A 25,554-nucleotide genomic window follows, 5' to 3' on the forward strand; every position below is an offset into this window, starting at 1 on the left:
CGGAACGATTGGCCGTGTTTGGCTCAGCAGGTGGGGCCCGCCCCCTCCACCAACCGCTCTTCAGCCGGCGGCGCCGGCTTCGGCGGCCGGTCCCCCTCCCGCCGCTTCGCGGGGGAGGTAAAGTCCGCAAGCCACCCGACCCTCCGAAGGTCCGATCTCGGTCATCAGCGACACCGGTCCCGCCCCTGGGAGCAGGCATCCCCAACGGGGATGAAATCCGCCCTGAAATCCATGGTTGATGCGAGCCTTGGGGCCCGGCGATGTCAAGGACGACGCCCGCCGGGCGTCGCCGCCCCGCGGCGGCCTCTGGCCGTCCTTGAGATCGCCGGACCCCAAGGCAAACTCCGTCCATGGATTGAATGGCGCAGACCGGCCGCTCCTGGGTGGGAGGGCGGGCCTCAGGCTCAGCGGGTGGGGCTCGCCCCCTCCACCCCCCGCCGCCGCCGCCGCGACGGGGGAGGTACAGCCCCAACGCAAAAGGGCCGCCCCGGGGGGCGGCCCTTCGCAGTCGCACTGAGGCGGTGGTCTATTCCGCGGCGGGCTTCGGCGCGTAGCCGAGGATGGCCTTGGTTTCGAGGAACTCGTGGAAGGCGAAGTCGCCCCACTCGCGCCCGTTGCCGCTCATCTTGTAGCCGCCGAAGGGGGCCATCATGTCGCCGCCGCCGCCGTTGATGGAGACCTGACCGGCGCGGAGCTTGGCCGCGACCTTGCGGGCCTTTTCCAGATCGCCCGACTGGACGTAGGCGGCCAGGCCGTACTCGGTGTCGTTGCCGATCTCGATGGCCTGGTCGAGGGTCTCGTAGCCGAGGATCGACAGCACGGGGCCGAAGATCTCTTCCTTAGCGATGGTCATGTCGTTGTTCACGTTCGCGAACACCGTGGGCTTCACATAGTAGCCCTTGTCGAGGCCTTCCGGACGCCCGGTGCCGCCGATGACCAGGGTGGCGCCCTCGTCGATGCCGGCCTGGATCAGCTTCTGGATCTTGTCGAACTGGGTCTTGTTGACCACCGGACCCAGCTGGGCGTTGCCGTTCGGGTCGCCGACGGTGACCTGTTCGGCGGCGGCCTTGGCGACCGCGATCGCCTCGTCCATGCGCGTCTTCGGCACGAGCATCCGGGTGGGCGCGTTACAGGACTGGCCCGAGTTGGTCATCATGGTGGCGACGCCACGGCCGACGCCCTTGGCGAACGCGTCGTCGTCCAGGACGATGTTCGGGCTCTTGCCGCCCAGCTCCTGGGCCACGCGCTTGACGGTCGGGGCGGCCGCCTTGGCCACCTCGATCCCGGCGCGGGTGGAGCCGGTGAACGACACCATGTCGACGTCGGGGTGGCTGGAGATCGCCGCGCCCACGCCGGGGCCGTCGCCCTGGATCATGTTGAACACGCCGGCGGGCACGCCCGCCGCATGCATGATCTCGGCGAAGATCTGGCCCGAGAACGGCGCCACTTCCGACGGCTTCAGCACCATGGTGCAGCCGGTGGCGATGGCCGGGGCCACCTTGCAGACGATCTGGTTCAGCGGCCAGTTCCAGGGGGTGATGAACCCGCAGACGCCGATCGGCTCCTTGACGATCATCGTCGGGCCGCGGTCTTCCTCGAACTTGAAGGTCTTCAGGACCTCGATGGCGGTGGCCAGGTGGGCCATGCCGATCGGGGCCTGGGCGCGCTGGGCCAGCGAGGCCGGGGCGCCCATTTCCTCGGTGACGGCCGTGGCCAGGTCGCCGAAGCGCTTCTGGTACTCGGCCAGGATGCGGCCCAGCACCTCGAGGCGCTCTTCGCGCGTGGTCTGCGACCAGGTGGCGAAGGCCTTGCGGGCGGCCTTGACAGCCTTGTCGACGTCGGCGGCCGTGCCGATCGCGATCTTGCCGCAGACTTCCTCGGTGGCCGGGTTTTCGACGTCGAGCGTCTTCAGGCCCTCGGCGGGATCGACCCACGCCCCATCGATGTAGAACTTGAGGTACTCGCGCATAGACGTCCTCCTGGAGACCTTATGTCGTTGCGGGCATAAGGCTTGCGAGCCCCACCCTTCAAACAATCATTTTAGTGATCGGCGTTCAGGTGGGAAGCCCTTCGGTGACAAGTCTTCTGTAAGGGCCCGCAGATTTGCAGCGGCCTTGCCGCCCGCACTTGCCCGCTTGGCCGGGCCTCGCTAAAGCCCACGCAACTGACTCCGGAGGCCCCATGAGCGGCATCTACATGATCCTCGCGTTCGTCGCGGTCTTCGCGGCCCTGAACCGCTTCGAGTTCGGCCGCTTCGACTGAGGCGCCCCTGACGATGGCCAACCGCGGCGCAGCACTGGTGACGGGCGGCGCGCGGCGGATCGGTCGCGTGCTGGCGAAGACGGCCGCAGAGGCCGGCTATGACGTCGCCATCCACGTGCGCGCCATGGACGACGAGGCCGAAGCCGCGGCCGGCGAGGTGCGCCGGCACGGCCGCAAGGCCACGATCCTGACCTGCGACCTGCGGAAGGAAAGCGCCTCGGTGGCCCTTGTGGGCGAGGCCGAGGCCGAGCTCGGGCCCGTGACCCTGCTGGTCAATTCCGCCTCGGTGTTCGAGCAGGACCAGTTCTCCGACATGAACCGCGCCAGCTGGGACCTCCACATGGAGACCAACCTGCGCGCGCCCCTGGTGCTGGCCCAGGCGTTTGCCCGCCGGCTGCCGGCCGACCGCGAGGGGCTGATCGTCAACGTCCTGGACCAGCGGGTCCTGCGGCCGGGCGCCGACTTCTTTTCCTACACCCTGTCGAAGACGGCCCTTTGGGACGCCACGCGGATGCTGGCCCAGGCGCTGGCGCCGCGCGTCCGTGTCAACGGCATCGGGCCCGGCCCCACCCTGCAGTCGATCCACCAGGACCCCGCCGCCTTCGCGGCCGAGGTGGCCACGACGCTGCTGAAGCGGCCCTCGGCGCCCGAGCAGATGGGCGCGGCGCTGCGCTACCTGATCGACGCCGAGGCGGTGACCGGCCAGATGATCGCCGTGGACTCGGGGCAGCATCTCTCGTGAGCACGCTCGCCATCAGCAAGGTGTTCGTGACCGGCGTGCAGGTGCAGGCCGAGATCGGCGTCTATCGCCACGAGATCGGCCGCGTGCAGCCGCTGATCGTCGACGTGGAGCTGGACGTGCCGACCAACGCCTCGGACCGGCTGGCCGAAACGGTGAACTATGAGACCATCCTGAAGGCGGCCCAGGACCTGGCCGGGCAGGGCCACATCGGCATGGTCGAGACCTTCGCCCACCGGCTGGCCGAAAAGTGCCTTGAGGACGTCCGCGTTACCCGCGCCCGGGTGCGGATCGAAAAGCCCCTGGCGCTGGCCCCGCACGCGGTGGGCGCCGGCGTGGAGATCGTGGTCACGCGATAACTCGTTCGCCGGGTGAGCAATTTGTAACGCTGTGACCACTTTTCGTGACGCCGTTGCGGGTCCATCTATCTTGCATCGCCCTATAGTGGGCTGGAGCAACAAGAGAGACGATGACCGACCAAGTGGGCTACAGCACGACCGAAGATCGGACGATGCCGGCGATCTGCTACGCGCTCTACCTGCTCGCCTTCGCCACCGGGATCACGGCGGTCATCGGCGTGATCATCGCGTACGCGCAGCGCAGCACGGCCGGCCCGGTGATGCGCTCGCACTACACCTTCCTGATCCGCACCTTCTGGCTGGGCCTGCTGCTCGCCATCGTGGGCGGCGTGGTCGGCGGCATCCTGATGGGCATCGGCGCCATCCTGACCGTGATCCTGATCGGCTTCCCCATCATGGCCCTGGCCGGCCTGGTCTGGTGCGTGGCCGCCGTCTGGTTCGGCATCCGCTGCATCGTGGGCCTGATCCACCTGAGCCGCGGCGACGCCTATCCGCGCCCCGACGCGCTGCTGGTCTAGAGCGCGTTGGGCGAAAGTGGACGCCGGTTTCGCCCCGAAACGCGCTCTAAATCAAAGAGATCGAGCCTGTTCATCCGGTTCAGATGTTTCCATCTGAACCGGACAGGCTCTAGGGGCTTGGCCGGCGTAATGACGGCGTCGTTACGCCGTGCTAACTTCCGGACATGACTGTGCAGCCGAAACGCGAAACGCTGAACCTGCGGATCAGGCCCGAGGTCCGCGACGTGATCGACCGCGCCGCGGAACTGACGGGCAAGACGCGGACGGACTTCGTGCTGGAGGCGGCGCGGCGGGCGGCCGAGGACGCATTGCTGGATCAGACTGTGTTCACGGTCAGCCCCGAGGCATACGACGCGTTCCTCAAATGCCTCGACGAACCGCCTCGTCCGAACCCGCAACTTCGTCGAACCCTGCAGAACAAGGCGCCGTGGGAGTAGCGGGCTTGAAGCCGCCCACAGCGCTGTCCGACCACCACGATCTCTCGCGATTCGACTCAGGCGTTCCGGCGTTGGATGACTGGCTCAAGCGCCGCGCAAGGCCCAACCAAGCGGCCGGAGCCTCGCGGACCTATGTGTTGTGCGACGGAGAGGCCGTGGTCGGCTACTACGCCCTGGCTTCCGGAGCCGTCGCCCTGTCCCAGGCGCCCAGCCGCCTACGGCGCAACATGCCGGACCCCATCCCGGTGGCGCTGCTGGGCCGGCTGGCTCTGGCGCAGGCCCATCAGGGTCAGGGACTCGGACGCTTGCTGCTGCGGGACGCCTTTCAGAGGATCCTGGCGGCCGCGGACATCATTGGCATTCGAGGCGTGATGGTGCGCGCGATATCGCCGGAGGCGCACGCCTTCTACGTGGCCGCCGGTCTGCAGCCGTCGCCCATAGATTCCATGACGCTGATGGCGACGATCGACGATCTGCGCCTCGCCTCGGGCGACGCGGAGCAAGCCCGATGAGCGCGCCGCCGGATCCGCGACTGATCCTGCGCGAGGACGAGCTGGACGCCGGCGTCGAGCTGATGCTGCTGGCCGAAGCCTCGCTGTGGGCGGCGGTGGACGCCGGCCTCGACGCCGAGGGCCTGGGGCTGGGCCGCTCGCACTGGCGCGCGGCGTTCCTGCTGCGCCGGCGCCCAGGCATCGGGGTGCAGGAGCTGGCGCACCTGACCAGCCTTTCGAAACAGGCCGCCAGCCGCATCCTTGCCGATCTGGCCGGCAAGGGCCTGGCTGAGAAGGTGGCGGGCGACGAGGACGCGCGACGCCGCAGCGCCGCCCTGACCGAGCGCGGTCTGGCCTTCGAGGCGGCGATCAGCGAGCGGCTGCGCGCCCATCTGGCCCGCGCCTACCGCACGGGGGGACTGGACGGCGTGGCCGGAGCGCGCGCCATACTATCGGCCATGGCCGGGGGGCGGACGAAGAGCCCCTCTCCCGCCGGAGGACGCTGATGAGCTTCTCGGATGCTCCGCCCCGGGCGCGGCACCTGCTGGTCGTCGACGACGACGACCGCATCCGCGACCTGCTCAAGGAGTACCTGACCCGCGCCGGCTTCCGGGTGACAGCGGCGGCGGGCGGGGCGCCGGCGCGCCGGCTGCTGGCCACGCTGGACTTCGACCTGGCGGTGTTCGACGTGATGATGCCGGGCGAGGACGGGTTTTCCCTGACCAGGTGGCTGCGCGAGCAGCGCGGCTCGTCGGGCAAGACCCCGGTGCTGATGCTGACCGCGAAGACTGAGGCGGGCGACCGCATCGAGGGCCTGAAGCTGGGCGCCGACGACTATCTGGGCAAGCCGTTCGAGCCCGAGGAGCTGCTGCTGCGCATCGAGGCGATCCTGCGCCGGGCGCAGGACAAGCCGCAGGTGGGCGGGTCGCTGTCGCTGGGTCGCTGCGCCTTCGACGCCGACCGTGGCGAGCTGACCAGCGGCGGCGAGAGCATCCGCCTGACCGAGGCCGAGGTGGCGCTGTTGCGTCAGCTGGCGCGGACGCCGCATGAGGCGGTCGACCGCATGGAGCTGGCCCGCGGTTCGGTCGACCCCTCGGGGCGCGCCGTCGACGTCCAGGTCACCCGCCTGCGCCGCAAGATCGAGGAAGACCCCAAGGCCCCGCGCTACCTCCAGACCGTCCGCGGCGTCGGCTACCGCCTGGCGCCGGACTGATGGGGATCTGCGAACCCCTTACCTCCCCCGCGGAGCGGCGGGAGGGGGACCGCTCGCCGACCCCGGCCTTGTGCCGGGGGAAGAGCGAGTGGTGGAGGGGGCGAGCCACCAGCTCGGCGGATCAACCTGGCTGTTTCGCATTCCGTGCAGGCGGCCCGCCCCCTCCACCATCGGCTCTTCGGCCGATGGTCCCCCTCCCGCCGCTGCGCGGGGGAGGTGAGGCGCTCAGCAGATGAAGCTCCCCTCCTCCTTCCGCGTCCTGGTGCGGTGGCTGAAGCGGCAGTTGCCGGCGACGCTGTTCGCGCGGTCGCTGCTGATCATCGTGCTGCCGGTGGCGCTGATGCAGATCGCGGTGACCTACGTCTTCTTCGACGCCCACTGGCAGACCGTGACAGCACGCCTGTCCGAGGGCCTGGCCGGCGACATCGCCTGGGCGGTCGAGAGCTACAAGGAAGACCCCACCCCCGAGGCCTTCGCCAAGCTGAGCCAGCGGGCTGAGGAGTCCATGAGCCTGTCGGTGGCGTTGCAGCCCGGGCGCAAGCTGCCCGAGCGGCGGCGCGATCCGCCGGTGCTGCTGGAGGCCTTCTTCGCGCCCATCGACCGGTCGCTGGACCGCGCGCTCAGCGAGCGCATCGACGCGCCGTTCTGGTTCGACACCACCCGCTACCCCGCCTACGTGGACATCCGCGTGGGCGTTCAGGGCGGGGTGATGCGGATCCTGGCGCCGCGCGAGCGGGCGTTCGCGACCCAGGGCCACATCTTCGTGCTCTGGATGACGGTGGCCACGGTGCTGCTGACCGCCATCGCCATCCTGTTCATCCGCAACCAGGTGCGCGCCATCGAGCGGCTGGCCAGCGCGGCCGAGGCCTTCGGGCGCGGCGCCGACGTGGCGGCGTTCAAGCCCCACGGCGCCAAGGAGGTGCGCGCCGCGGCCACCGCGTTCCTGGACATGCGCAGCCGCATCCAGCGCCACATCGAGCAGCGCACCGCCCTGCTGGCCTCGGTGAGCCACGACCTGCGCACCCCCCTCACCCGCCTGAAGCTGGCCCTGGCCCTGGCCGAACCCAACAAGCGCACCGCCGAGATGAAGCGAGACCTCTCCGAGATGGAGCACATGGTCGACGAGTACCTGGCCTTCGCCCGCGGCGAGGGCGGCGAGGCCACCGAGCCCGCCCCTCTGCGCCCGTTGATCGAGGCGGTGAGCGAGGGCGCGCGACGGATGGGCGCCCAGGTGAAGATCGACGTCGACCCCGGCCTGATCGCGACGGCGCGGCCCAATGCGCTGAAGCGGGCATTAGCCAACCTGGTGATGAACGCCGCGGCCCACGGCGAGCACGTGGAAGTGGCGGCGCGGCGCGGCGCCCAGGGGCTGGAGATCACCGTCGATGACGACGGACCGGGCATCCCGGCCGAACAGCACGAAGAGGCCTTCAAGGCCTTCGTGCGGCTGGACGAGAGCCGGAATCAGAACATCAAGGGCGTGGGCCTGGGACTGGCCATCGCCCGGGACGTGGCTCGCGGCCACGGCGGCGACGTCACGCTGGGCCGCTCCCCGCTGGGTGGCCTGCGTGCGTTGGTGCGGCTCCCAGGCTAACGTTCATGTGGGGTTCACGGGCGACAGCCAAGCTTGCCCGCCAAGGAAGACAGGGGATCCAGACACTCATGCGCGCTATCGCCCTCGCCGCCGCTCTGACGCTGACGGCAGCACCCGCCTTCGCGGCCGATCCCGCCGAGGGCGAGTGGTTCAACCAGAACGCCAGCGGCAAGATCCGGATCGGCCCCTGCCCAAGCCAGGCGAGCAAGCTGTGCGGCGCGATCAGCTGGCTGCGGCCGCCGAACGACAAGGCCCTCGACAGCAACAACCCCGACCCGAAGCTGAAGACCCGCCCGATCCAGGGCATGCCGATGCTGTGGGGCTTCAAGTCCTCCGGCCATGGAAAGTGGACCGGCGGCAAGATCTACGACCCCAACAGCGGCAAGACCTATGACTCGAAGATCAGCGTGAACCCGAACGGCACGCTGAAGGTCGAAGGCTGCATCGCGGTGATCTGCCAGGCGCAGACCTGGAAGCGGGCGAGCTAGCGACCTCCTCTCCCCAGAGCGCGCAGCGCAAAGAGAGGGAGAGGGTAGGGAGAGGATGTCAGGCCCCCAGCTCCTTCGAGCGCCGCACGGCCGCAACCACAGCTTCGCGCATCAGGTCCGGCAGGCCATTGGACGCCAGCAGGACGTCGAGGGCGGCCTGGGTGGTGCCGCCGGGCGAGGTGACTTGGCGGCGGAGTTCCCCGGGCTCCTCCCCGCTGCGCGCCAGAAGGGCGGCGGCGCCGGTGAGGGTCGAGCGGGCCAGGCGCTGGGCGTCCTTGGCGGAGAGACCGGCGGCGGTCCCGGCGGCCTCGAGGGTCTCGATGAAGGCGTAGAGGTAGGCTGGCGCCGAGCCCGACACGGCCGTGGCGGCGTGCATCAGGGCCTCGTCGGTCAGCGACACCACCGTCCCCAGAGGCTCGAAAAGAGCGTGTGCGCGTGCCAGCGCGGCGGGGTCGTCGGCGTAGACGCTGGCCGTCCCCTGTCCGATCGCCGCCGCCGTCGTCGGCATCACGCGGGCCACGCAACGGCCGCCGAAGGCCTTGGCGATGTCAGCCGATTTCACGCCCGCCGCGATGGATACGATCACCGCGCCCGAGCCCAGCCAGGCGGCGGTCTCGGCGGCGGCCTCGCGCCAGATCTGCGGCTTGACGCCCAGCACGACCGTCTTCGCCCGCGCGAGGTCGGCGTCGGGCGGGTTGAGGATCGCGCCCGCCTGCTCCGCCGCCAGGGCGGACGGGCCGGGGTTCGGGTCGCGGATCATCAGGTCGGAACCGGCGAAGGCGCCCGCGGCGAGCCAGCCTTCGATCATGGCCCCGCCCATGCGGCCGGCGCCCAGCATCAGGATCGGCGTGATCATGCGCGCAAACTAGCGACCAAACCCCCTGTGTCATCCCGGTTTCGCCACAGGCGAAGACCGGGACCCAACCCACCCGTGCGCCGAGGTCGTCCAGATGGCTCGAATGCCGAGGGTGCGCACCCGAGTCGGAGCCGCGGTCGGTTGGGTCCCGGTCTTGGGCTGCGCCCAAACCGGGATGACACGCTATGAGGTGCGGCGAACACCGATCCGCCGACTTTCATTGACGTCGTCGTTGGGGCGGGCTTGCTTCGCAGCCTTGCCTTTCGGGGAACATTCATGTCGCGCGCGCTGCTGCTCGGAACCGCTTTTGCCCTCGCCCTGGCCACGGGGGCCATAGCCCAGCCCCCCAGGCGCGAGGTGGGGAACATCGTCTACGACGGGGCGCCCGCCACGCCGGCCGCGCTGCAGGCGGCGATCGCGCCCTACTACAACGCCCGCACGGCCACGTTCCAGGACTGGCTGCCCGACGGCTCGATGCTGATCACCACGCGGTTCGGCGACACCTATCAGGTCCACCGCGTGGCCCGTCCCGGCGGGGCCCGCACCCAGCTCACCTTCTTCCCCGAGCCGATCAACAACGCCCGGGTCCTGCCGGGAACCTCGACCTACCTCTATCCGCGCGACGTGGGCGGGGCCGAATACTACCAGGCCTATATCCGCACCCTGACCGGCGCCGAGACCCAGCTGACCGCGCCGAATACCCGCAACCAGAGCTTCGTCTTCACCAGGGACGGCAAGACCGTGGTGTGGAGCCAGGTCACGCCGGGCGATCCCAACTACGACATCGTGCTGGCCGACCCGGCGAACCCGGCGGGTCGCAAGGTGATCCACGAGGGGACGGGCTCGATCGGACCGCTCGACATCAGCCCCGACGGCAAGACCGTTCTGGCCGGCCGCTTCCATTCCCAGGCCTGGGTCGAGCTGTTCACCCTGGACGTGGCCACCGGCAAGCTCACGCCCATCGGGCCCAACCGGAAGATCGGCTACCAGGGCGCGGCGTTCGTCGACGGCGGCGCGGGTGTTCTGACCCTGTCGGACGACGGAGCCGAGCACACGCGGCCGGTGGTCATCGATGTGAAGACCGGCAAGGTCCGCGACCTGGAGCCCGACGCGAAGTGGGGCTCGGAGGACATGGACGTCAGCCCCGACGGCAAGGTCGTCGCGTTGGCGGTGAACGAGGAGGGCTATTCCACCCTGGTCCTGCGCGATGTGGCGACCGGCAAGGCGCTGCCCGGCCCGAAGCTGCCACAGGGCGTGCTCACGGCGGCCAAGTTCTCACCCGATGGCTCGAAGATCGGCCTGTCGCTGTCGACGTCCACCAGTTCGGGCGACGTGTGGAGCTACGACCTGGCCAGCGGCCAGCTGACCCGCTGGACCGAGAGCGAACTCGGGGGCCTGGATTCGGCCAGGCTGATCGAGCCCACGCTGTTCCGCTATCCGAGCTTCGACGGGCGGCAGATCCCGGCGTTCATCTACAAGCCCAAGACCGCGAAGAGCGGCAAGCTGCCGGTGGTGATCCAGATCCACGGCGGGCCCGAGGGGCAGGAGCAGCCCAGCTTCAACCCGCGCCGCCAGTCATGGGTGGCCGAACTGGGGGCGGCGGTAATCATCCCGAACGTCCGCGGCTCATCGGGCTACGGCAAGACCTACATGGGCCTCGACAACGCCGAGAAGCGCGAGGACTCCGTGAAGGACATCGGCGCCCTGCTGGACTGGGTGGCCAAGCAGCCCGACCTGGACGCCAGCCGCGTGGCCGTCGTGGGCCAGTCCTACGGCGGCTACATGGTGCTGGCCGTGGCCGGCCACTACAACGACCGCATCGCCGGCGCGATCGACCTGTACGGCATCTCGGACTGGGTCACGTTCCTGCAGAACACCGAGGGCTATCGCCGCGACAACCGCCGCGCCGAGTACGGAGACGAGCGGGATCCGAAGATGCGCGCCGTGTTCGACAGGATCGCGCCTATCCGGATGAGCGACCGGATGAAGAAGCCGATGATGGTCTTCCAGGGCGCGAACGACCCGCGCGTGCCGCGCACGGAGTCCGAGCAGATGGTCGCCAAGCTCCGCGCCCAGGGCACAGAGGTCTGGTACGTCCTGGCCAAGGACGAGGGCCACGGCATCCAGAAGAAAGCCAACCAGGAGGCCGTGCGGGCCACCGAGGTGGTGTTCCTGAAGAAGGTGCTGGGCGTGGAGTGAGCCGTCAGGCCGCCACACGCCGCACGGTCTCGTCTGACGCAACCCGGAAGCGCGCCATCAGGGCGGTAAGCTTCCTGGCCTCGTCGGCCAGTGTCTGGGCGGCGGCGGTGGCTTCCTCGACCATGGCGGCGTTCTGCTGAGTGACGCCATCCAGGGCGTTCACGGCCGTGTTCACCTGCTGCAGCCCCGTCGCCTCCTCCGCCGCGGACTGGGCGATCTCGGTGATCACGCCGTTGACGTCCACCACCTCCGCGGCAATGCGATGCAACGTCTCGCCCGTGCGCCCGACCAGCTCAACGCCGCGCCCGACCTGGGACTCCGAAGCCGAGATCAGCGCCTTGATTTCCTTGGCCGCGCCGGCCGACCGCTGCGCCAGCGCGCGAACTTCCGAGGCCACCACCGCGAAGCCACGCCCGGCGTCGCCCGCTCGAGCGGCTTCGACCCCCGCGTTCAGCGCCAGCAGGTTGGTCTGGAACGCGATCTCATCGATGACGCCGATAATCTGGCCGATCTGGCGCGACGAGGTCTCGATCTCGGTCATCGCGGCGATCGCAGCCTTGACCACTTCATCGGACCGCTCGGCGTTGTCGCGGGCGGAACCCACGGCGTCGCGGGCGCGGACAGCGCCGCCAGCCGTGCGCTTCACCGTGGCGGTGATCTCGTCCAGGGCGGCGGCAGTCTCTTCCAGCGTCGCCGCCTGATGCTCGGTGCGGCGCGACAGGTTGTCCGAGGCGTGGGAGATCTCGCCGATGCCCGTCTGCAGGCGGCCGCTCAACTCGACCACCGCGCGCAGGGTGGATTGCAGCTGCTCGGCTGCAGCGTCGAAGTCGCGCTTCAGCTGGACATACTGCGCCGGGAAGCTCGCGCGGATGCGGTAGGTCACATCCCCTCGGGCGAGGTAGCCCAGAGCCTCGGCCAAGGCGTCGACGACCAGGGAGGCCTCGTCCTCGGAGGCCCGGCGCACCTGTTCGCGCTCGGCCGCGGCGATGGCCTCGCCGTGACGGGCCGACTGCGCCTCGCTGGTCGCCGCCTCGGCGCGCTCGCGCGCGTCGGACGCCGCCGCCAGGGTCTGGGCCGAGCGTTCGAACATGGCGGTGATGCTGCGACAGGCCCAGATCAGGCCGGCGGCTTCGACCAGCAGGATCACCGCGTGGACCAGCACGCGCTCGATGTCGCCGCCGCCCGGGAACACGGCTGCCGGCAACACGAGCGACAGCAGCAGATGGTGCAGGGCCACCACAGCGGTCGCCGCCCCGATGACCCGCCAGTCGCAGTAGACGATCAGCAGGGCCAGCCCGGCGAAGTAGGCCATGTGCATGTCGATCTGCCAGGCGTGTCCCGCAAGCGCCGCCACCAGCAGCGAGACCGCGGCCATCAGCGCGACCCCCGAGGTGAGCCGCGTGGCCGGCCCGGCGCCTGCGGCGCGCCACTGTGCTGTGACGACGCCGGCGAGGGCCGCGGCGGCCAGACCGAGCCCCGGCCAGGCATTGCCAACCGCCCAGGCCGCCCCGGTGATCACCGGGACCAAAAGCCAAAGGCCGGCGATCACGATGCGGGCGGCGAACTGTCGCTGCTGGTCGACCGTCTCAAACATGCGGGTTCCTCAACTTGCACAGATCGCGCTGCCGGAAGGCGCGACGGAAAAGAGCGCGCCCGCGCGGCGCAACTTTTCAGCCGCCTGCCCGTCGGGGTCGCGAATGACGATGATGAAGGGCGCGGCGCCCAGGTCGCGTACCTGCCCGGCGCGGGCGGCCGCCTGCATGACCTGCGAGCGGCTCCACCAGGGCGGAAAGACCCCCGCCGCCTCACGCGCGTCGGGCGAGCGTGAGCCCGTCGCAAGCAGCACCACAGCCGACGCCAGGGCGAGGCCTGCTGGCACAGCCGCATCGACGAGCTTGAGGCCGGTCTTCCGGGTCATGCGCCAACCCTTGCGGAGCGGCGCCTTAGGATATGCCTAACGGAGCTCGGAAGAGACCGCGCTCCTGGCTGCGCTATGGGCGCGCGCCTGAGATCGGCGCCATCTCGGCAATAAGATTCAATCGGTTAGATCGACCGATCGCCCTCTATGGCAGGCAAGACAGCTGGTGCGACAGTTGGTCGCCAACCTACCATCCGCGACCTTGTCAGGCTTCGCCGACGGTCTCGAACATGCAGGCGGCGATGGCCTCCTGCGGGGTCTTGGCGCCGCGGAGCAGGAAGTCGTAGGCCGGGAAGAACCGGTCGGCGCATTCCACCGCCACGTCGATCATCGCCGCGGCCTGAGCCAGGCTGGGCTGTTCGCCCGACATCAGCGCCATGCCGTGCCGGAAGATGATCTCGCCTTCATCCCACAGCTCGAAGTGGCCGAGCCAGACGCGGGGGTTGATCGTGGCGATCAGTTCCTGGGCGGTCTGGCGCTGGGCCTTGGGCACCGCCAAGTCCATCGAGAGGCAAAGCTGCAGCGTGTCGCCCTCGGGACGCCAGGCGAACCACAGCTCGTAGTCCTTCCAGTCGCCGGCCAGAGTGAAGGCCAGGTCGCCATCCTCCGTCCTGTCGAACGGCAGGTTCTCGGCTGTCAGAACGTGCTCGACAACGTCGAGCGGGTCGTTGGTCAGGACGACGCTGTCGTCGGTCTGAGAGGTGTCCATCACGACCCCTTAATGATCGGACGGGGGACGGAACGCCGCCCCCGAATCGTCCGCACAACCGACCCTAAACCGTTTCCGGAAACGAGTGTCAGCGACTTCTTGCTACGGGCGAATGGCTTTCGCGTGACGTGCAACGTGTTCAAGTCGGCTTCGCGTTCTTCTTCGCTGCTTTTGGCGTCTTCAAGGCCTCGATTTCGGCGCGCAGCGCGGCGACTTCGGCTTTCAGGGCGTCGAAGTCCTCGCGGCGCACAAGGTCCATCTCGGCCACCAGACGGTCGGTCTGGCTGCGGAAGGCGGCCTTGGCTTCTTCGCCGGCGGCCTGAGCCAGGCCCATGGCGGCGGTGGAAAGCTTGGCGATCTCATCGAGAAGGGGGTTTTGGGTCTGCATTCCAGGTCTTCTTCCGGCGGGTTGGCCCGTCCTTACAGGTATATGGCGACTGGAGGGGTGAAAGCGAAGGGCTTCTCGTCTAAGTCCCTGGAAGACAACGCCGGAGCCTGAGCCGCAGTGCCATTCCCCGATATCGACCCGATCCTCGTACAGCTCGGGCCCTTCGCCATCCGCTGGTATGCGCTGGCCTATGTCGCGGGCATCCTGTTGGGGTGGCGTTATGCCACGGGTCTCCTGCGCAACACGGCGCTCTGGACGCACCGCCCGGCGCCGATGACGCCGGACCAGATGGACGACCTGATCCTGTGGATTGCCATCGGGGTGATCGGCGGCGGCCGGCTGGGCCACGTGCTGTTCTATACGCCCGACATGATCGCTTCCGACCCGCTGGGCGTCTTCCGGGTGTGGGAAGGCGGGATGAGCTTCCACGGCGGCGTGATCGGCGTCTCGATCGCGATGATCCTCTTCTCCCTGCGCAACAAGCTGGACCTGCTGCGGATCGCCGACGTGGTGGCCCCCGCCTATCCGATCGGCCACTTCCTGGGCCGCTGCGCCAACTTCATCAACGGCGAGCTGTGGGGCCGCGAGGCGCCGGGGCTGCCCTGGGGCTTTGTGTTCTGCAATCAGCGGATCCAGAACGAGCTGGGCTTCTGCCCGGCCGGCAACGTCGTGCGCCACCCCAGCCAGCTGTACGAGGCGCTGTTCGAGGGCCTGATCCTGTTCCTGATCCTGCTGTGGGCCACGCACCGGGCCAAGCTGGGCAACCGGCGCGGCGTGATCACCGGCATCTTCCTCCTGTTCTACGGCGTCTTCCGGATCGCCATCGAGACCGTTCGCCAGCCCGACGCCGGCCTCGAGAACCTGCCGCTGGGCCTGACCATGGGCATGTACCTGTCGATCCCGATGCTGCTGGGCGGCGCCTACCTGATCTGGCGCGGCCTGCGCGAGCCCCTGCCCGAGGCGATCGCGGCGCCCCCGAGCCCGGCGGCCGCCAAGACCTCGTGAGTCTCGCCGACAAGCTGGCGGCGCAGATCGCGCAGACCGGGCCGCTGACGATGGCCCAGTACATGACTGCCTGCCTGCACGACCCGCAGTTCGGCTACTACGCCACGCGCCCGGCGCTGGGCGAGGCGGGCGATTTCCTGACCGCGCCCCTGGTCAGCCAGATGTTCGGCGAGCTCATCGGCCTCTGGGCGGCCTCCGCCTGGCGGCAGTTGGGCGGGCCCGACCCGTTCGTTCTCATCGAGATGGGACCCGGTGACGGCACGCTGATGGAGGATCTTTTGCGGGCGGGACGGGCCCTGCCCGGCTTCCTGGAGGCGGCGGAGGTCTGGCTGGTTGAGACGTCCGAGCCGCTGGCGGCGCGGCAGGCCGCCCGGCTGGGCGATCGGGTCAGCTGGGCGCGGTCGCTGGACGAGGTTCCGGGCGGCGCGCCGATGCTCCTGGTGGCCAACGAGCTGCTGGACTGCCTGCCCGCCCGCCAGTTCGTCCGCACCGCGACCGGCTGGACCGAGCAGGTGGTGGGCGTGGATCGTCAAGGCGCCCTGATCCTGGGCCGCGTGCCCGCCCCTGTGGCCCTGCCCGACGCGCGCGACGGCGCCGTCCTGGAGATCTCGGCGGCGCAGGAGGCGCTGGGCGCGATCCTGGGTCAGCGGCTGGCGGAGAGCGGCGGCGCGGCCCTGCTCATCGACTATGGCCGCGACCAGCCGGGCTTCGGCGACACTCTGCAGGCGCTGTCCCGTCACAGGAAGGTGGATCCCCTGGCCTGTCCGGGCGAGGCGGACCTGACGGTATGGGCCGATTTCCCGGCGGTGATGGCCGCGGCCGAGGCGGCGGGCGCGCGGGCCGCGGTCCAGACCCAGGCGGCGTTCCTGGCCCGCATGGGGATCGGCGAGCGCGCCGAGGCGCTGGTGCGCGCGCGGCCCGACAAGGCCCACACGATCGGCCGCCAGCTCAACCGATTGGTCAGCAGCGATCAGATGGGGGAACTCTTCAAGGCCTGTTGCCTCTATTCTCCCGGCTGGCTGCCGCCTGCGTTCGAGGAAGACTGAGATGACCGACCTGCCCGTGATCACCTCGAAGCTGCTGGACCTGCCGGGCATCCGCCACGCGTTCTTCACCCGGCAGGGCGGCGTCTCGGAGGGGATCTACGAGAGCCTGAACGTCGGCGCCGGATCGAAGGACGATCCCATCGCCGTAGCCGAGAACCGGCGGCGGGCGGCCGCGCACATGGGCGGGGAACTGGTGACGGCCTACCAGGTCCACTCGGCCACCGCCTTCGCGGTGCAGGGGCCGTGGGGGTCGGGGCCGCCCGAGGGCGACGCGGTGGTGACCGACACCGCCGGCGTGGTCTGTGGCGCCCTGGCGGCCGACTGCGCCCCGATCCTGCTGGCCGACCCCGTCGCCCGGGTGGTGGGCGCCGCGCACGCCGGGTGGAAAGGCGCGCTGACCGGTATCGCCGAGGCCGCGATCGAGCGGATGGAAGCGTTCGGCGCACAACGGGGCCGCATCGTCGCCGTGGTCGGCCCCTGCATCGGCTGGGGCTCGTACGAGGTGGGGCCGGAGTTCTACGACCGCTTCGTGGCCGACAGCGCTCAGGCGGCGCGGTTCTTCGTGGACGGCGACGGCGACCGCAAGATGTTCGACCTGCCCGGATATGTGCTGGACCGGCTGACCCGGGCCGGCGTCGGCGCCTGCGAGTGGGTGGGGCGCGACACCTGCGCCGAGGCCGACCTGTTCTTCTCCAACCGCCGGGCCTACCACCGCGGCGAGGCCGACTACGGCCGCCTGCTGTCGGCGATCATGCTTACGGCGCCACCGTCGTGAAGAGGTAGACGGCGAAGATCACCAGGTGGACGGCGCCCTGCAGCACCGTGGTGCGGCCGGCCCCCAGGGACAGCGTGGCCACGATCAGGGTAAGAACCAGCAGCACCATCGACTTGGCGTCGAGGCCCAGCGCCAGCGGCCAGCCCATGAAGAGCGACACCGCCGCCACCGTCGGGATGGTGAGCCCGATCGACGCCAGCGCCGAGCCCAGCGCCAGGTTCAGGCTGGTCTGGAGCCGGTTGGCCCGCGCGGCCCGGACCGCCGCCAAGCTCTCGGGCAGCAGCACGAGCGCCGCGATCGCCACACCGACCACGGCCTCGGGCGCGCCCGCGCCCTTCACCGCTGCTTTCATCACCGGGGCCAGCGCCTTGGCCAGCAGCACCACCGCGCCGAGGGAAGCGACGAGCAGAAGGAGGCTGGCGATCGCGGCCGCGTTCGACGGAACTTCGGCGTGGGCGTCTTCGTCGACCGCGGCGGTCGCAGGCAGGAAGTAGTCGCGGTGGCGGACCGTCTGGACCAGCACGAACACCAGGTAGAGCACCAGCGACACCAGCCCCACGAACGCCAGCTGGCCGTCGGAATAGGTGGGGCCGGCCGTGCTGACCGTGTAGTTCGGCAGCACCAGGGCCAGGACGGCGAGCGCGGCGATGGTGGCCAGACTGGCGCTGACGCCAGCCTGGCTGAACGTCTGTTCGCGGTGGCGCAGGGCCCCCACCAGAAGGCAGACGCCCACGATGCCGTTCAGGATGATCATCACCGCCGCGAAGACCGTGTCGCGGGCCAGCGCCTGCTCCCCGGGACCTCCGGCGACCATCAGCGAGACGATCAGCGCCACTTCGATGACGGTTACGGCGACGGCCAGCACAAGCGTGCCGAACGGCTCGCCGACCCGGTGGGCCACCACTTCGGCATGATGAACCGCAGCCAGGACGGCGCCCACCAGGACCGCCGCGACGATCAGATTGAAAAGTCCGCCGAGTCCCGCGCCGGCCAGGACGGCCCATGCGACAAGCGGCGCGACCCAGGTCCAGTGCGGGCGTGGGAGGCGTTGCATCCCGCCACCTTAGCGAGGGCCGGCGACAAAGCGAAACCGAGGGCGCCTGCGCCCTTGCCCGCGCGCCGTCCGCTGCTACAAGCGCGCGCAACATCCTGACTCCCGCCCCGAGGCCCCGATGAAGCTGCTCGCCGGCAACTCCAATCGCACCCTGGCGCAGGCGGTGGCGAGCCACCTGGACCTGCCGCTCTGCCGGGCCCAGGTGAAGCGGTTCGCCGACAACGAGGTCTGGGTCACCATCGACGAGAACGTCCGCGGCGAGGACGTCTTCATCCTGCAATCCACCAGCTACCCGGCCAACGACCACCTGATGGAGCTGCTGGTCTGCATCGATGCGCTGAAGCGCGCGTCGGCCCGGCGGATCACGGCGGTGACCCCCTACTTCGGCTATGCCCGCCAGGACCGAAAGACCGGCGGCCGCACCCCCATCTCGGCCAAACTGGTGGCCAACCTGATCACCCGCGCCGGCGCCGACCGGGTGCTGACGATGGATCTGCACTCGGGCCAGATCCAGGGATTCTTCGACATCCCCACCGACAACCTTCTGTCCGCGCCCCTGCTGGCCGCCGACATCAAGGAAAACTACGAGAAGACCAAGGACCTGCTGATCGTCTCGCCCGACGTGGGCGGCGTGGTGCGGGCGCTGGCCGTCGCCAGCCGGCTGAACGCCGACCTGGCCATCGTCGACAAGCGCCGGTCGGGTCCCGGGAAGTCGGAAGTGGCCAACATCATCGGCGACGTCGAGGGCCGCCGCTGCATCCTGTTCGACGACATGATCGACGGTGGGGGCACGCTCTGCAACGCGGCCCAGGCCCTGGCCGACGCCGGTGCGGCCGAGGTTTCGGCCTATTGCAGCCACGGCGTGCTGTCGGGCGGAGCGATCGAGCGGGTCGAAGGCTCGGTCCTGAAGGAGTTGGTCGTCACCGACTCCATCGCCGCGCCCGATCGCATCGGCACGTCCAGCAAGATCCGCTACGTCAGCTGCGCCAGCCTGATCGGCGAGGCGATCCGGCGCATCGCCAATGAAGAGAGCGTGTCCAAGCTCTTCGACTGAGCCCCCCGAAGCGGCGCTTGCCCACGAGGGCAAACCACGGCTAATCCATAGGCCTCCCGGGGGCGGACACTAGAAATCACCACTGCACAGTGGGAGAAGCCGTCTGATGCCGTCCGTTTTCCGGTCCCGAGCCGCCCGCCTCGTCCTTCCGGCCCTGTTGGCTGCGTTCGTCGCCGCCTGCGCCGAGTCGCCCAAGGTGGTCGCGCCGCCGCCCCCGCCGCCCGCGCCCGTGGTGCAGCTGTCGCCCCGGCTGGTGGAACTGGCCAGCGCCTATCGGCTGTATGTCAACAACACCACCGCCATCGCGCCGGCCTTCGCAGATGGCGAGGCCATCGCCGCATCGCTGCGCACCGGCGTCCAGTACGAGCCGCAGCAGCTGGCCAAGGGCGCCATCGCCTACGGGGCCGTCGTGGCCCTGCAGGACCGCGCCTTCGTCGAGGGCGTGCGCATCTACGCCAAGGACGCGACGCAGCGCCGTCAGGTGGCCTATGAGATCCTGAAGGACCCGGCCTACGCGGTAGGCCTGAACGGCTCGGCCAGCGCCGCCGGCCAGATCATCGCGGCGCTGGGGGGCGACGCCCAGCGGCTTTACGACAACGGCAAGGCGGTGAAGCAGGCCGCCTACGACATCCAGAAGCAGCCCTGGTCCAAGGCCGACGTGCCCGCCCGCGACGTGCGCCTGGCCAACGCCAAGAGCCTGTCGGCCGCCGCGATGACCGGCAGCGTGGACGAGACCGTCCGCCTGCAGCAGGCTTCGTCGGGCGCCGCGGTGCTGGGCGTCCCGACGGGCGCCGCGGTCGCGCCGCCCTATACGCAGACCGTGGTCCGCGCCCTGGCCGTGGCCGCCCTGGCCGCCCTGGGCGAGGCCGGCGACGCCAACGTCAATACGGTGCTGGGCCTCGTGACCGAGCCAAACGTCGGCATGTGCATGAACATGTCGAAGCTGAACCTCTATCAATGCCTGGCGGTGGCGCGACCGCACTATGAGGACGTCTTCTGCCTGGGCCAGCACGGGATGATGGACACGGGCCGCTGCATGATCCGCGCGGCGGGGCTGCCCGAGCCCTACGAGGCGCGGTTCATTCCCAGCCAGGAGTCGATCAACAAGGGCATGCAGACCAAGAAGCCGCCGGCGAAGCGGAAGCCGGTCAAGAAGAAGAGCTGACGAAAACGCCGCGCAAATGAGCTCAGCCGCCCCGTTGCGCAGGGCGGGGCTTTTGTGTATCTACGCGCACCCTTTCGACCGACAGGTCACGGATATTTCGTCGCCGCGCGCGAGTCGCGCGGCGGCTTCGTTTTGAGGCAAGGCCATGGCCGAGATCATTTTGAACGTTGAAGTGCGCGAACAGACCGGCACCGGCGGCGCGCGCGCCACCCGCCGCAGCGGCAAGGTCCCGGGCGTCCTGTACGGCGGCGACAAGGATCCGGTGGCTATCGCCGTGAAGTCCAACGAGTTCCGCAAGGCGCTCTACACGGGCAAGCTGCTGGGCCACCTGGTGACCCTGAAGTACGGCCAGGAGACCCAGCCGGTCATCGCCAAGGCGATCGACATGCATCCGGTCACCGACGAGCCGTGGCACTTCGACCTGTATCGGGTCGACGAGCACCAGCAGATCAAGATCGACGTCAACGTCCACTTCGCGAACGAAGAGGCCTCTCCGGGCCTGAAGCGCGGCGGGACGCTGGGCGTGACCCTGCACGCGGTGTCGGTCTCGTGCCACGCCGACGAGATCCCGGAAGAGATCGTGGTCGACCTGACGGGCCTGGAAATCGGCGACACCGTCCGCGTCTCGGACCTGAAGCTGCCGGCCGGCGTGACGGCCGCGATCGACGGCGACCTGGCCGTGGCCTCCATCACGATGTCCAAGGGCGTGACCGACGCCGCCGAGACGACGGAAGGCGAGGCCTAGTCCTCGCACTTCGCATAGGGATCGGGGACGTCCGTGCTGCTCATTGCAGGCCTGGGCAACCCTGGCCCCGCCTACGCGAAGAACCGTCACAACATCGGCTTCATGGCCGTTGACGAGATTGCGCGCCGCTGGGGCTTCTCCGCGGCGCGTTCGCGTTTCCAGGGCCAGTGTTCCGAAGGCCAGATCGAGACGCCGCAGGGCCCGGTCCGCGCCCTGATCCTCAAGCCGCAGGGCTACTACAACGAAAGCGGCCGCGCCGTGGGCGAGGCGGTGAAGTTCTTCAAGCTGGATCCGGCGGTCGACCTGGTCGTGTTCTACGACGAGATCGACCTGGCGCCGGGCCGCTTCCGCATGAAGGCGGGCGGCGGCGCGGCGGGCAACAACGGGGTTCGGTCGATCACCTCGCAGGTGGGCCCGCACTTCCGCCGCGCGCGATTGGGCACCGGCCATCCAGGCGACAAGTCCCTGGTGCAGGGCCACGTGCTCAGCGACTTCCACAAGGCCGACATGAAGTGGGTCGAGCCGCTGCTTCAGGCGTGCGCCGACGCCGCCCCGCTGATGGCTATGGGCGAGGACGAGCGCTATCAGGCCGAGGTGATGCGCCTCGCGCCCGCCGAGAAAGCCGACCCGCGCAAGCAGGCCCGAGGCGGCGGCGAATGAGCACCCTGGGTCTGCTGGGCGGTTCGCTGCCGCTGATCGGGCTGTCGCTGATTTTCTCCATCGCGCTCGCCGTCCATGTGGTGCGCACAGGGCGAGAGCTGTTCTGGCTGTGGATCATCCTGATCTTCCAGCCGCTGGGCGGGCTGGTCTATTTCATCGCCATTGTGCTGCCCGAGCTGACCCGCGGGTCCGGCGCGCGGAAGCTGGAGCAGACGGCCCGCGCGGCGCTCGACCCGGCCCGCGAATATCGCGAGGCCAAGCGAGCCTGCGAAGACACGCCGACGGTCCGCAACCAGTCACGACTGGCCGAAGCCGCCGCCCAGCTCGGCCGGTTCGACGAAGCCGAGCAGCTCTACGCGCAGGCCGCCCAGGGCATCCACGCCGAAGACCCCGCGCTGCTGCTGGGCCGCGCCAACGCGCTTCTCGAACTGGGGCGACCGCAGGAAGCGCTGGATGTCATTGAGCTCATTCCCGGCGGCGAGACGAGCGATCCCCTGGCGCCCGGCGCAGTCCTGGCCCTGGCGCGCGCGCATGAGAGCCTGGGCCACACAGCGCAGGCCGACGCGGCCTTCGCCGAGGCGGTTCAGCGGGTGGCGGGGTTCGAAGCCTTTGGGCGGCATGCCGCCTTCATGGCGCGCAACGGCCGCAAGGACGAGGCCCGGGCCGCCGTCGCCGACATGGACAAGCGCCTCACCAAGCTGTCCGGCCACTTCCGCAAGGAAGGCAAGCGCTGGCGCGACCTGGCGGCCAAGGCGCTCTCCGAGGCCTGAGCCGGCAAGCAAAGGCCCCGGCCAACGACCGGGGCCCTGCCCTCGTTGAAGCGGTGACTAGAGCGCGTAGCTGGTCCGGCGACGGCGCAGCATGGCGCCCGCCGAACCGAAGCCCAGGATCATGAGCGCCCAGGTCGTCGGTTCCGGAATGCCGCCGATGACGTCGCCCGTCGCCGTGCCGGAGGCCAGAATGTACGACCCGCCGAAGCGGAACCCGTAGATGTCGGCCGTGTCGCGCGTGATGCCGCGGAACTGGAACTGATTGAAGCCGCCCGGGGTCGAGATCGGGGCGTCCGTCATGAGGTTGTACTCCTCAAGAACGTTGCCGTTGAGGTCGAGCGCCGAGATGATCGGGAAGTCGCCGAACGGGCGGCCGCCCGAGACGGCGTAGTTGAAGAAGAAGCCCATCTGGCTGTAGGCCTTGGCGCCCTTCAGGTAGCCAAAGCCGGTTCCGCCATCGACGCCGATGTAGACGGCGTTGCCGCCGAACGAGCCGTTGTCGGCGAGACCATAGCCACCCTGACCGACCACGGCGCCCTGGCCCGAGTTGTTCGCGGTGTTGTCGCGGGTGAACGTGAACTCACCCACCGCCACCGGCCCGTAGGTGAAGTTGTAGCTGCCGTTGTCGTAACCGGTGAGGTCGAGGTCAGGGCCCGTGTAGGCCGCGTCCGTGGTGATCAGCGCCGCCTGCGAGGCTCCGGCCGACAAGGCCAACGCCGCCGCAGCGACAAAAAGGTTTCGAATTCGCATGGCACCCTCCGATGAGGGACCCCCCGGGCCATGAACATTCCTGGCCGTCCCTACCTTTGCTAGTACCGCTTTCCGAGTCCGAAAGGATTTGACTAAAATCAAGGCGGGGAACCGAAGACGCCTGCCGGGCGAACGTCGTTCTACAGCTAAGCTTACCGCCGGGACGTTGGCTGACCGAAGGCCGCGACGTCGTCGGCAGTGACCGGTTCCTTGAAGTCGTTGCCGAAGTGGGTGCGCAGATAGCCGATCAGTTCGCGCGCCTGGTCCTTGCTGAGCGTGTCGCGGAACCAGGGCATGCCGCCCTTGCCGTTTGCGACGATGTAGGCCGCGTAGGCCGTGGTCCCCAGGCGCGGATTGTTGGCCAGGGACGGGAATGCGCCCGCGCCGACGGCCCCCTTGGCGTCGGCCATGTGGCAGGCCTGGCAGAAGGTCTTGTAGACCTCGGGCCCGGTGCGGGCGACGGGCGGCTTGGTCCCGCCGGGCCCGGGCTCGTCGGCCAGCGACGGGGTGGCCATGGCCGCGGCGACGGCGAGGCCGGTGAGCAGGCGTCGGATCATCTCAGGCCTCCAGCGCGCGCTTGTGCAGACGGGTGATGGCGTCCAGCGCAGAGAGCAGCGAGCCCTCCATCCAGCAGCCCACATACGAGGCGTGCTCGCCGGCCAGGACGACGCGGTCTTCGACGGAGACCAGCTCCTGGTAGTGTTCTCGTCGGGTGTCCTCGTTCCAGCGGGCGCAGCAGCCCATCACCCAGGGCACCCGGCTCCAGGCCACCGAGGCGCCGTTGGAGAACTCCTTGCGATAGCTGCCCGGATGGAAAACCGAACCCTGCTCCAGGGCCGCTTCGATCCGCGCGGCGGGCGTCAGGCCCGAGAGTCGATAGCCCCCGGCTCCATTGGCGAACGAGCCCAGCAGCACCGCCGGCCCGTCCTGGAAGAAGTTGTTGTTGGGGTAGGAAATCAGGCCGATCTCCTGGTTGGTGAAGGAGTGGCCGCCGTAGATGTCGGCCTCTTCTTCCCAAAAGCGCCGGCGCATCTCGAGGCCGATCTTCACGCCGTTCGAGTACGGCACCGCCGCGATGGCGGCCTTCTTCTTCTCCGACAGGTTCGACTCGATCTGGCTGAGCACCGTCAGCGGGATCGTGCAGACGCAGTAGTCGGCCTGCGCCGTCGTCGCCGTGCCCTTGGCGGTGTCGGTGTAGCTCACCGTCACGCCGTTCTTGTCCTGGAAGAGCCGGGTGACCTTGGCGTTGTAGGTGATCAGTCGGCCGACCTGGCGGGCGAATCCCTCGCCGATCTTCCCCATGCCGCCCACGGGCTGGAACATGGTGGTCTGGAACTCGTCGTTCATGAAGAACGACATGTTCGCCGCGATGCCAGACTTGAGCACCTCGTCGAAGGGCAGCAGGTCCGACGGCTTCGGCGCGCCGTTGACGCCACCGCCCGGCGGCAGCTCGAAGCCCCGATGGCTGGAGGAGCGCAGGCCCTTGGTGTAGCGCATGTCGTCGTCGAGCATGCCCCACGAGCGAAGGGCTTCCTTCAGCCGGTCGGTGTCTTCCGCGGTCAGCCGGGTGTCGAGCGCCTTCTGGTCGATGGCCTTGCCCAGCAACTCGGCGATACCGCCCTCGAAGTCGGCGGCCAGCGAGCGGAACCGCTGGGGCGCGCCGCCGAAGGCCTCGGTGTTGTGGACATAGGCGTTGTGGTTGAACTGGATGAACGGCTCCAGCGCCACGCCGAACTTCTTGCAGTAGTGCAGCAGGGTCCGGTGATGGTGCGGAATGCGCCAGGGGCCGGGGTTCAGGTAGTTGCCCTTGGCGAAGCCCACCTTCTGGGTCGCCCCGCCCATCTCTGTGTAGGTGTCGCCGCCATAGAGGGACCAGTTGCGGCCGCCGGGACGGTTCTGGAACTCGAGAATTCGGACCTTGTAGCCCGCCTTCTCCAGCTCATAGGCCGCCAACATCCCCGCCAGGCCCGCGCCCAGCACGATAACGGACGCGCCTTTTCGCGCCCCGGACAGGTTGGGCGGACCGGGGAAGCGGGTTTCGGCGGCATGCCCGAACGCGGTCATCATCTGGTAGACGGCGGCCGTGCCGCCCATCAGGCCGATGGCGTGAAGAAGCTGGCGGCGCGTTGGAACGTGACGTCCGGACTCCATGTATCCCCCGAGTGAGTGCGCTTGCAGGTCCGGGTTAATGCCGCCCGGCGCGGCGCCGGGAGCGAATGCGCGACGAGCGGCGCCAATTCGCCTCCGAAGGCGCGAATTCGAGCGCAACATGACTAGCCGCTAAGCAGGACGTTCCTCGCCGGCTTCGCGCGCGCCTCCGCGCGTGCTAGGCAGCGCCCCCGCCAAGTCCCCTAGGAAC

At 69.3% G+C, this 25,554-nt stretch carries 28 protein-coding genes; 18 read left to right on the forward strand and 10 right to left on the reverse strand.

Annotated features, from left to right (window positions below; translation table 11 throughout):
* Positions 1-526 precede the first annotated feature (526 nt).
* Complete coding sequence (locus EPN98_RS17575) at positions 527-1,969, reverse strand: aldehyde dehydrogenase family protein (RefSeq protein ID WP_293364219.1); 1,443 nt, start codon at positions 1,967-1,969, stop codon at positions 527-529.
* Between the two features lie 306 nt (positions 1,970-2,275).
* Between EPN98_RS17575 and EPN98_RS17580 the strand changes: the two genes are divergently transcribed.
* From EPN98_RS17580 to EPN98_RS17620, 9 genes are all read left to right on the forward strand, one after another.
* Complete coding sequence (locus EPN98_RS17580; protein ID WP_293364220.1) at positions 2,276-3,004, forward strand: SDR family oxidoreductase; 729 nt, start codon at positions 2,276-2,278, stop codon at positions 3,002-3,004.
* Complete coding sequence (gene folB, locus EPN98_RS17585) at positions 3,001-3,360, forward strand: dihydroneopterin aldolase (protein WP_293364221.1); 360 nt, start codon at positions 3,001-3,003, stop codon at positions 3,358-3,360. Before EPN98_RS17580 ends, folB begins: the two co-directional genes overlap by 4 nt.
* A gap of 110 nt (positions 3,361-3,470) precedes the next feature.
* Positions 3,471-3,878: a hypothetical protein gene (locus EPN98_RS17590; RefSeq protein WP_293364222.1), complete on the forward strand. Its 408-nt coding sequence runs from the start codon at positions 3,471-3,473 to the stop codon at positions 3,876-3,878.
* 170 nt (positions 3,879-4,048) lie between these two features.
* The gene (locus EPN98_RS17595; protein ID WP_293364223.1) at positions 4,049-4,315 is read left to right on the forward strand and encodes a DUF1778 domain-containing protein; all 267 of its coding nucleotides are present in this window, start codon (positions 4,049-4,051) and stop codon (positions 4,313-4,315) included.
* A 5-nt stretch (positions 4,316-4,320) separates the two neighbouring features.
* Complete coding sequence (locus tag EPN98_RS17600; RefSeq protein ID WP_293364224.1) at positions 4,321-4,827, forward strand: GNAT family N-acetyltransferase; 507 nt, start codon at positions 4,321-4,323, stop codon at positions 4,825-4,827.
* Positions 4,824-5,312, forward strand: a complete 489-nt coding sequence (locus tag EPN98_RS17605; protein WP_293364225.1) for a MarR family transcriptional regulator — start codon at positions 4,824-4,826, stop codon at positions 5,310-5,312. Before EPN98_RS17600 ends, EPN98_RS17605 begins: the two co-directional genes overlap by 4 nt.
* Positions 5,312-6,019, forward strand: a complete 708-nt coding sequence (locus EPN98_RS17610) for a response regulator (RefSeq protein WP_293364226.1) — start codon at positions 5,312-5,314, stop codon at positions 6,017-6,019. Before EPN98_RS17605 ends, EPN98_RS17610 begins: the two co-directional genes overlap by 1 nt.
* Before the next feature lie 232 nt (positions 6,020-6,251).
* Positions 6,252-7,613 (forward strand): ATP-binding protein, encoded by a 1,362-nt coding sequence (locus EPN98_RS17615; protein ID WP_293364227.1) that lies wholly within the window; start codon positions 6,252-6,254, stop codon positions 7,611-7,613.
* Positions 7,614-7,681: 68 nt separating this feature from the next.
* Positions 7,682-8,101 carry a DUF2147 domain-containing protein gene (locus tag EPN98_RS17620; protein ID WP_293364228.1) on the forward strand — a complete coding sequence of 140 codons (420 nt, stop codon included), beginning with the start codon at positions 7,682-7,684 and terminating at the stop codon, positions 8,099-8,101.
* A gap of 58 nt (positions 8,102-8,159) precedes the next feature.
* Here EPN98_RS17620 and proC read toward each other — a convergent pair whose 3' ends face one another.
* On the reverse strand, positions 8,160-8,954 hold the full coding sequence (proC, locus tag EPN98_RS17625) for a pyrroline-5-carboxylate reductase (RefSeq protein WP_293364280.1): 795 nt from the start codon (positions 8,952-8,954) through the stop codon (positions 8,160-8,162).
* A gap of 279 nt (positions 8,955-9,233) precedes the next feature.
* Here proC and EPN98_RS17630 point away from each other — a divergent pair, with 279 nt between their 5' ends.
* The gene (locus tag EPN98_RS17630; RefSeq protein WP_293364229.1) at positions 9,234-11,156 is read left to right on the forward strand and encodes a S9 family peptidase; all 1,923 of its coding nucleotides are present in this window, start codon (positions 9,234-9,236) and stop codon (positions 11,154-11,156) included.
* Between the two features lie 4 nt (positions 11,157-11,160).
* On the opposite strand, the gene EPN98_RS17635 is transcribed toward EPN98_RS17630, so the two are convergent.
* The 4 genes from EPN98_RS17635 to EPN98_RS17650 all read right to left on the reverse strand — a co-directional run bounded on the left by EPN98_RS17635 (position 11,161) and on the right by EPN98_RS17650 (position 14,171).
* Positions 11,161-12,750, reverse strand: coding sequence for a methyl-accepting chemotaxis protein (locus EPN98_RS17635; protein WP_293364230.1), 1,590 nt, complete (start codon positions 12,748-12,750; stop codon positions 11,161-11,163).
* 9 nt (positions 12,751-12,759) lie between these two features.
* Positions 12,760-13,074 carry a hypothetical protein gene (locus EPN98_RS17640; RefSeq protein WP_293364231.1) on the reverse strand — a complete coding sequence of 105 codons (315 nt, stop codon included), beginning with the start codon at positions 13,072-13,074 and terminating at the stop codon, positions 12,760-12,762.
* 205 nt (positions 13,075-13,279) lie between these two features.
* Entirely contained in the window at positions 13,280-13,783 is a 504-nt protein-coding gene (locus EPN98_RS17645; RefSeq protein WP_293364232.1) for a YbjN domain-containing protein, read from the reverse strand.
* A gap of 139 nt (positions 13,784-13,922) precedes the next feature.
* Positions 13,923-14,171 carry an accessory factor UbiK family protein gene (locus EPN98_RS17650; RefSeq protein ID WP_293364233.1) on the reverse strand — a complete coding sequence of 83 codons (249 nt, stop codon included), beginning with the start codon at positions 14,169-14,171 and terminating at the stop codon, positions 13,923-13,925.
* Between the two features lie 117 nt (positions 14,172-14,288).
* On the opposite strand from EPN98_RS17650, the gene lgt reads away from it, so the two are divergent.
* From lgt to pgeF, 3 genes are read left to right on the forward strand one after another with little or no spacing between them, the layout of a single operon-like run.
* A complete protein-coding gene (gene lgt / locus EPN98_RS17655) occupies positions 14,289-15,176 on the forward strand; it encodes a prolipoprotein diacylglyceryl transferase (RefSeq protein WP_293364234.1) in 888 nt (295 codons plus the stop codon).
* Positions 15,173-16,222, forward strand: coding sequence for an SAM-dependent methyltransferase (locus EPN98_RS17660; protein WP_293364235.1), 1,050 nt, complete (start codon positions 15,173-15,175; stop codon positions 16,220-16,222). The genes lgt and EPN98_RS17660 overlap by 4 nt, the downstream gene beginning before the upstream one ends.
* A 1-nt stretch (position 16,223) precedes the next feature.
* Complete coding sequence (pgeF, locus tag EPN98_RS17665) at positions 16,224-16,997, forward strand: peptidoglycan editing factor PgeF (protein ID WP_293364236.1); 774 nt, start codon at positions 16,224-16,226, stop codon at positions 16,995-16,997.
* On the opposite strand, the gene EPN98_RS17670 is transcribed toward pgeF, so the two are convergent.
* On the reverse strand, positions 16,978-18,051 hold the full coding sequence (locus EPN98_RS17670; RefSeq protein WP_293364237.1) for an ionic transporter y4hA: 1,074 nt from the start codon (positions 18,049-18,051) through the stop codon (positions 16,978-16,980). The genes pgeF and EPN98_RS17670 overlap by 20 nt on opposite strands.
* Positions 18,052-18,169: 118 nt before the next feature.
* Here EPN98_RS17670 and EPN98_RS17675 point away from each other — a divergent pair, with 118 nt between their 5' ends.
* From EPN98_RS17675 to EPN98_RS17695, 5 genes are all read left to right on the forward strand, one after another.
* Complete coding sequence (locus EPN98_RS17675) at positions 18,170-19,105, forward strand: ribose-phosphate pyrophosphokinase (RefSeq protein WP_293364238.1); 936 nt, start codon at positions 18,170-18,172, stop codon at positions 19,103-19,105.
* 106 nt (positions 19,106-19,211) lie between these two features.
* Positions 19,212-20,270 carry a hypothetical protein gene (locus EPN98_RS17680; RefSeq protein WP_293364239.1) on the forward strand — a complete coding sequence of 353 codons (1,059 nt, stop codon included), beginning with the start codon at positions 19,212-19,214 and terminating at the stop codon, positions 20,268-20,270.
* A 145-nt stretch (positions 20,271-20,415) separates the two neighbouring features.
* Positions 20,416-21,015: a 50S ribosomal protein L25/general stress protein Ctc gene (locus tag EPN98_RS17685; protein WP_293364240.1), complete on the forward strand. Its 600-nt coding sequence runs from the start codon at positions 20,416-20,418 to the stop codon at positions 21,013-21,015.
* A 33-nt stretch (positions 21,016-21,048) separates the two neighbouring features.
* Positions 21,049-21,675: an aminoacyl-tRNA hydrolase gene (gene pth / locus EPN98_RS17690; protein WP_293364241.1), complete on the forward strand. Its 627-nt coding sequence runs from the start codon at positions 21,049-21,051 to the stop codon at positions 21,673-21,675.
* Positions 21,672-22,445: a tetratricopeptide repeat protein gene (locus tag EPN98_RS17695; protein ID WP_293364242.1), complete on the forward strand. Its 774-nt coding sequence runs from the start codon at positions 21,672-21,674 to the stop codon at positions 22,443-22,445. Before pth ends, EPN98_RS17695 begins: the two co-directional genes overlap by 4 nt.
* 57 nt (positions 22,446-22,502) lie before the next feature.
* On the opposite strand, the gene EPN98_RS17700 is transcribed toward EPN98_RS17695, so the two are convergent.
* The 3 genes from EPN98_RS17700 to EPN98_RS17710 form a co-directional block, all read right to left on the reverse strand.
* The gene (locus EPN98_RS17700; protein ID WP_293364243.1) at positions 22,503-23,195 is read right to left on the reverse strand and encodes a PEPxxWA-CTERM sorting domain-containing protein; all 693 of its coding nucleotides are present in this window, start codon (positions 23,193-23,195) and stop codon (positions 22,503-22,505) included.
* 152 nt (positions 23,196-23,347) lie between these two features.
* A complete protein-coding gene (locus EPN98_RS17705) occupies positions 23,348-23,752 on the reverse strand; it encodes a cytochrome c (RefSeq protein ID WP_293364244.1) in 405 nt (134 codons plus the stop codon).
* Position 23,753: 1 nt separating this feature from the next.
* Entirely contained in the window at positions 23,754-25,346 is a 1,593-nt protein-coding gene (locus EPN98_RS17710; protein ID WP_293364245.1) for a flavin monoamine oxidase family protein, read from the reverse strand.
* Positions 25,347-25,554: the final 208 nt, after the last annotated feature.

The organism is Phenylobacterium sp., from assembly GCF_004299445.1.
GTDB lineage: Bacteria > Pseudomonadota > Alphaproteobacteria > Caulobacterales > Caulobacteraceae > Phenylobacterium.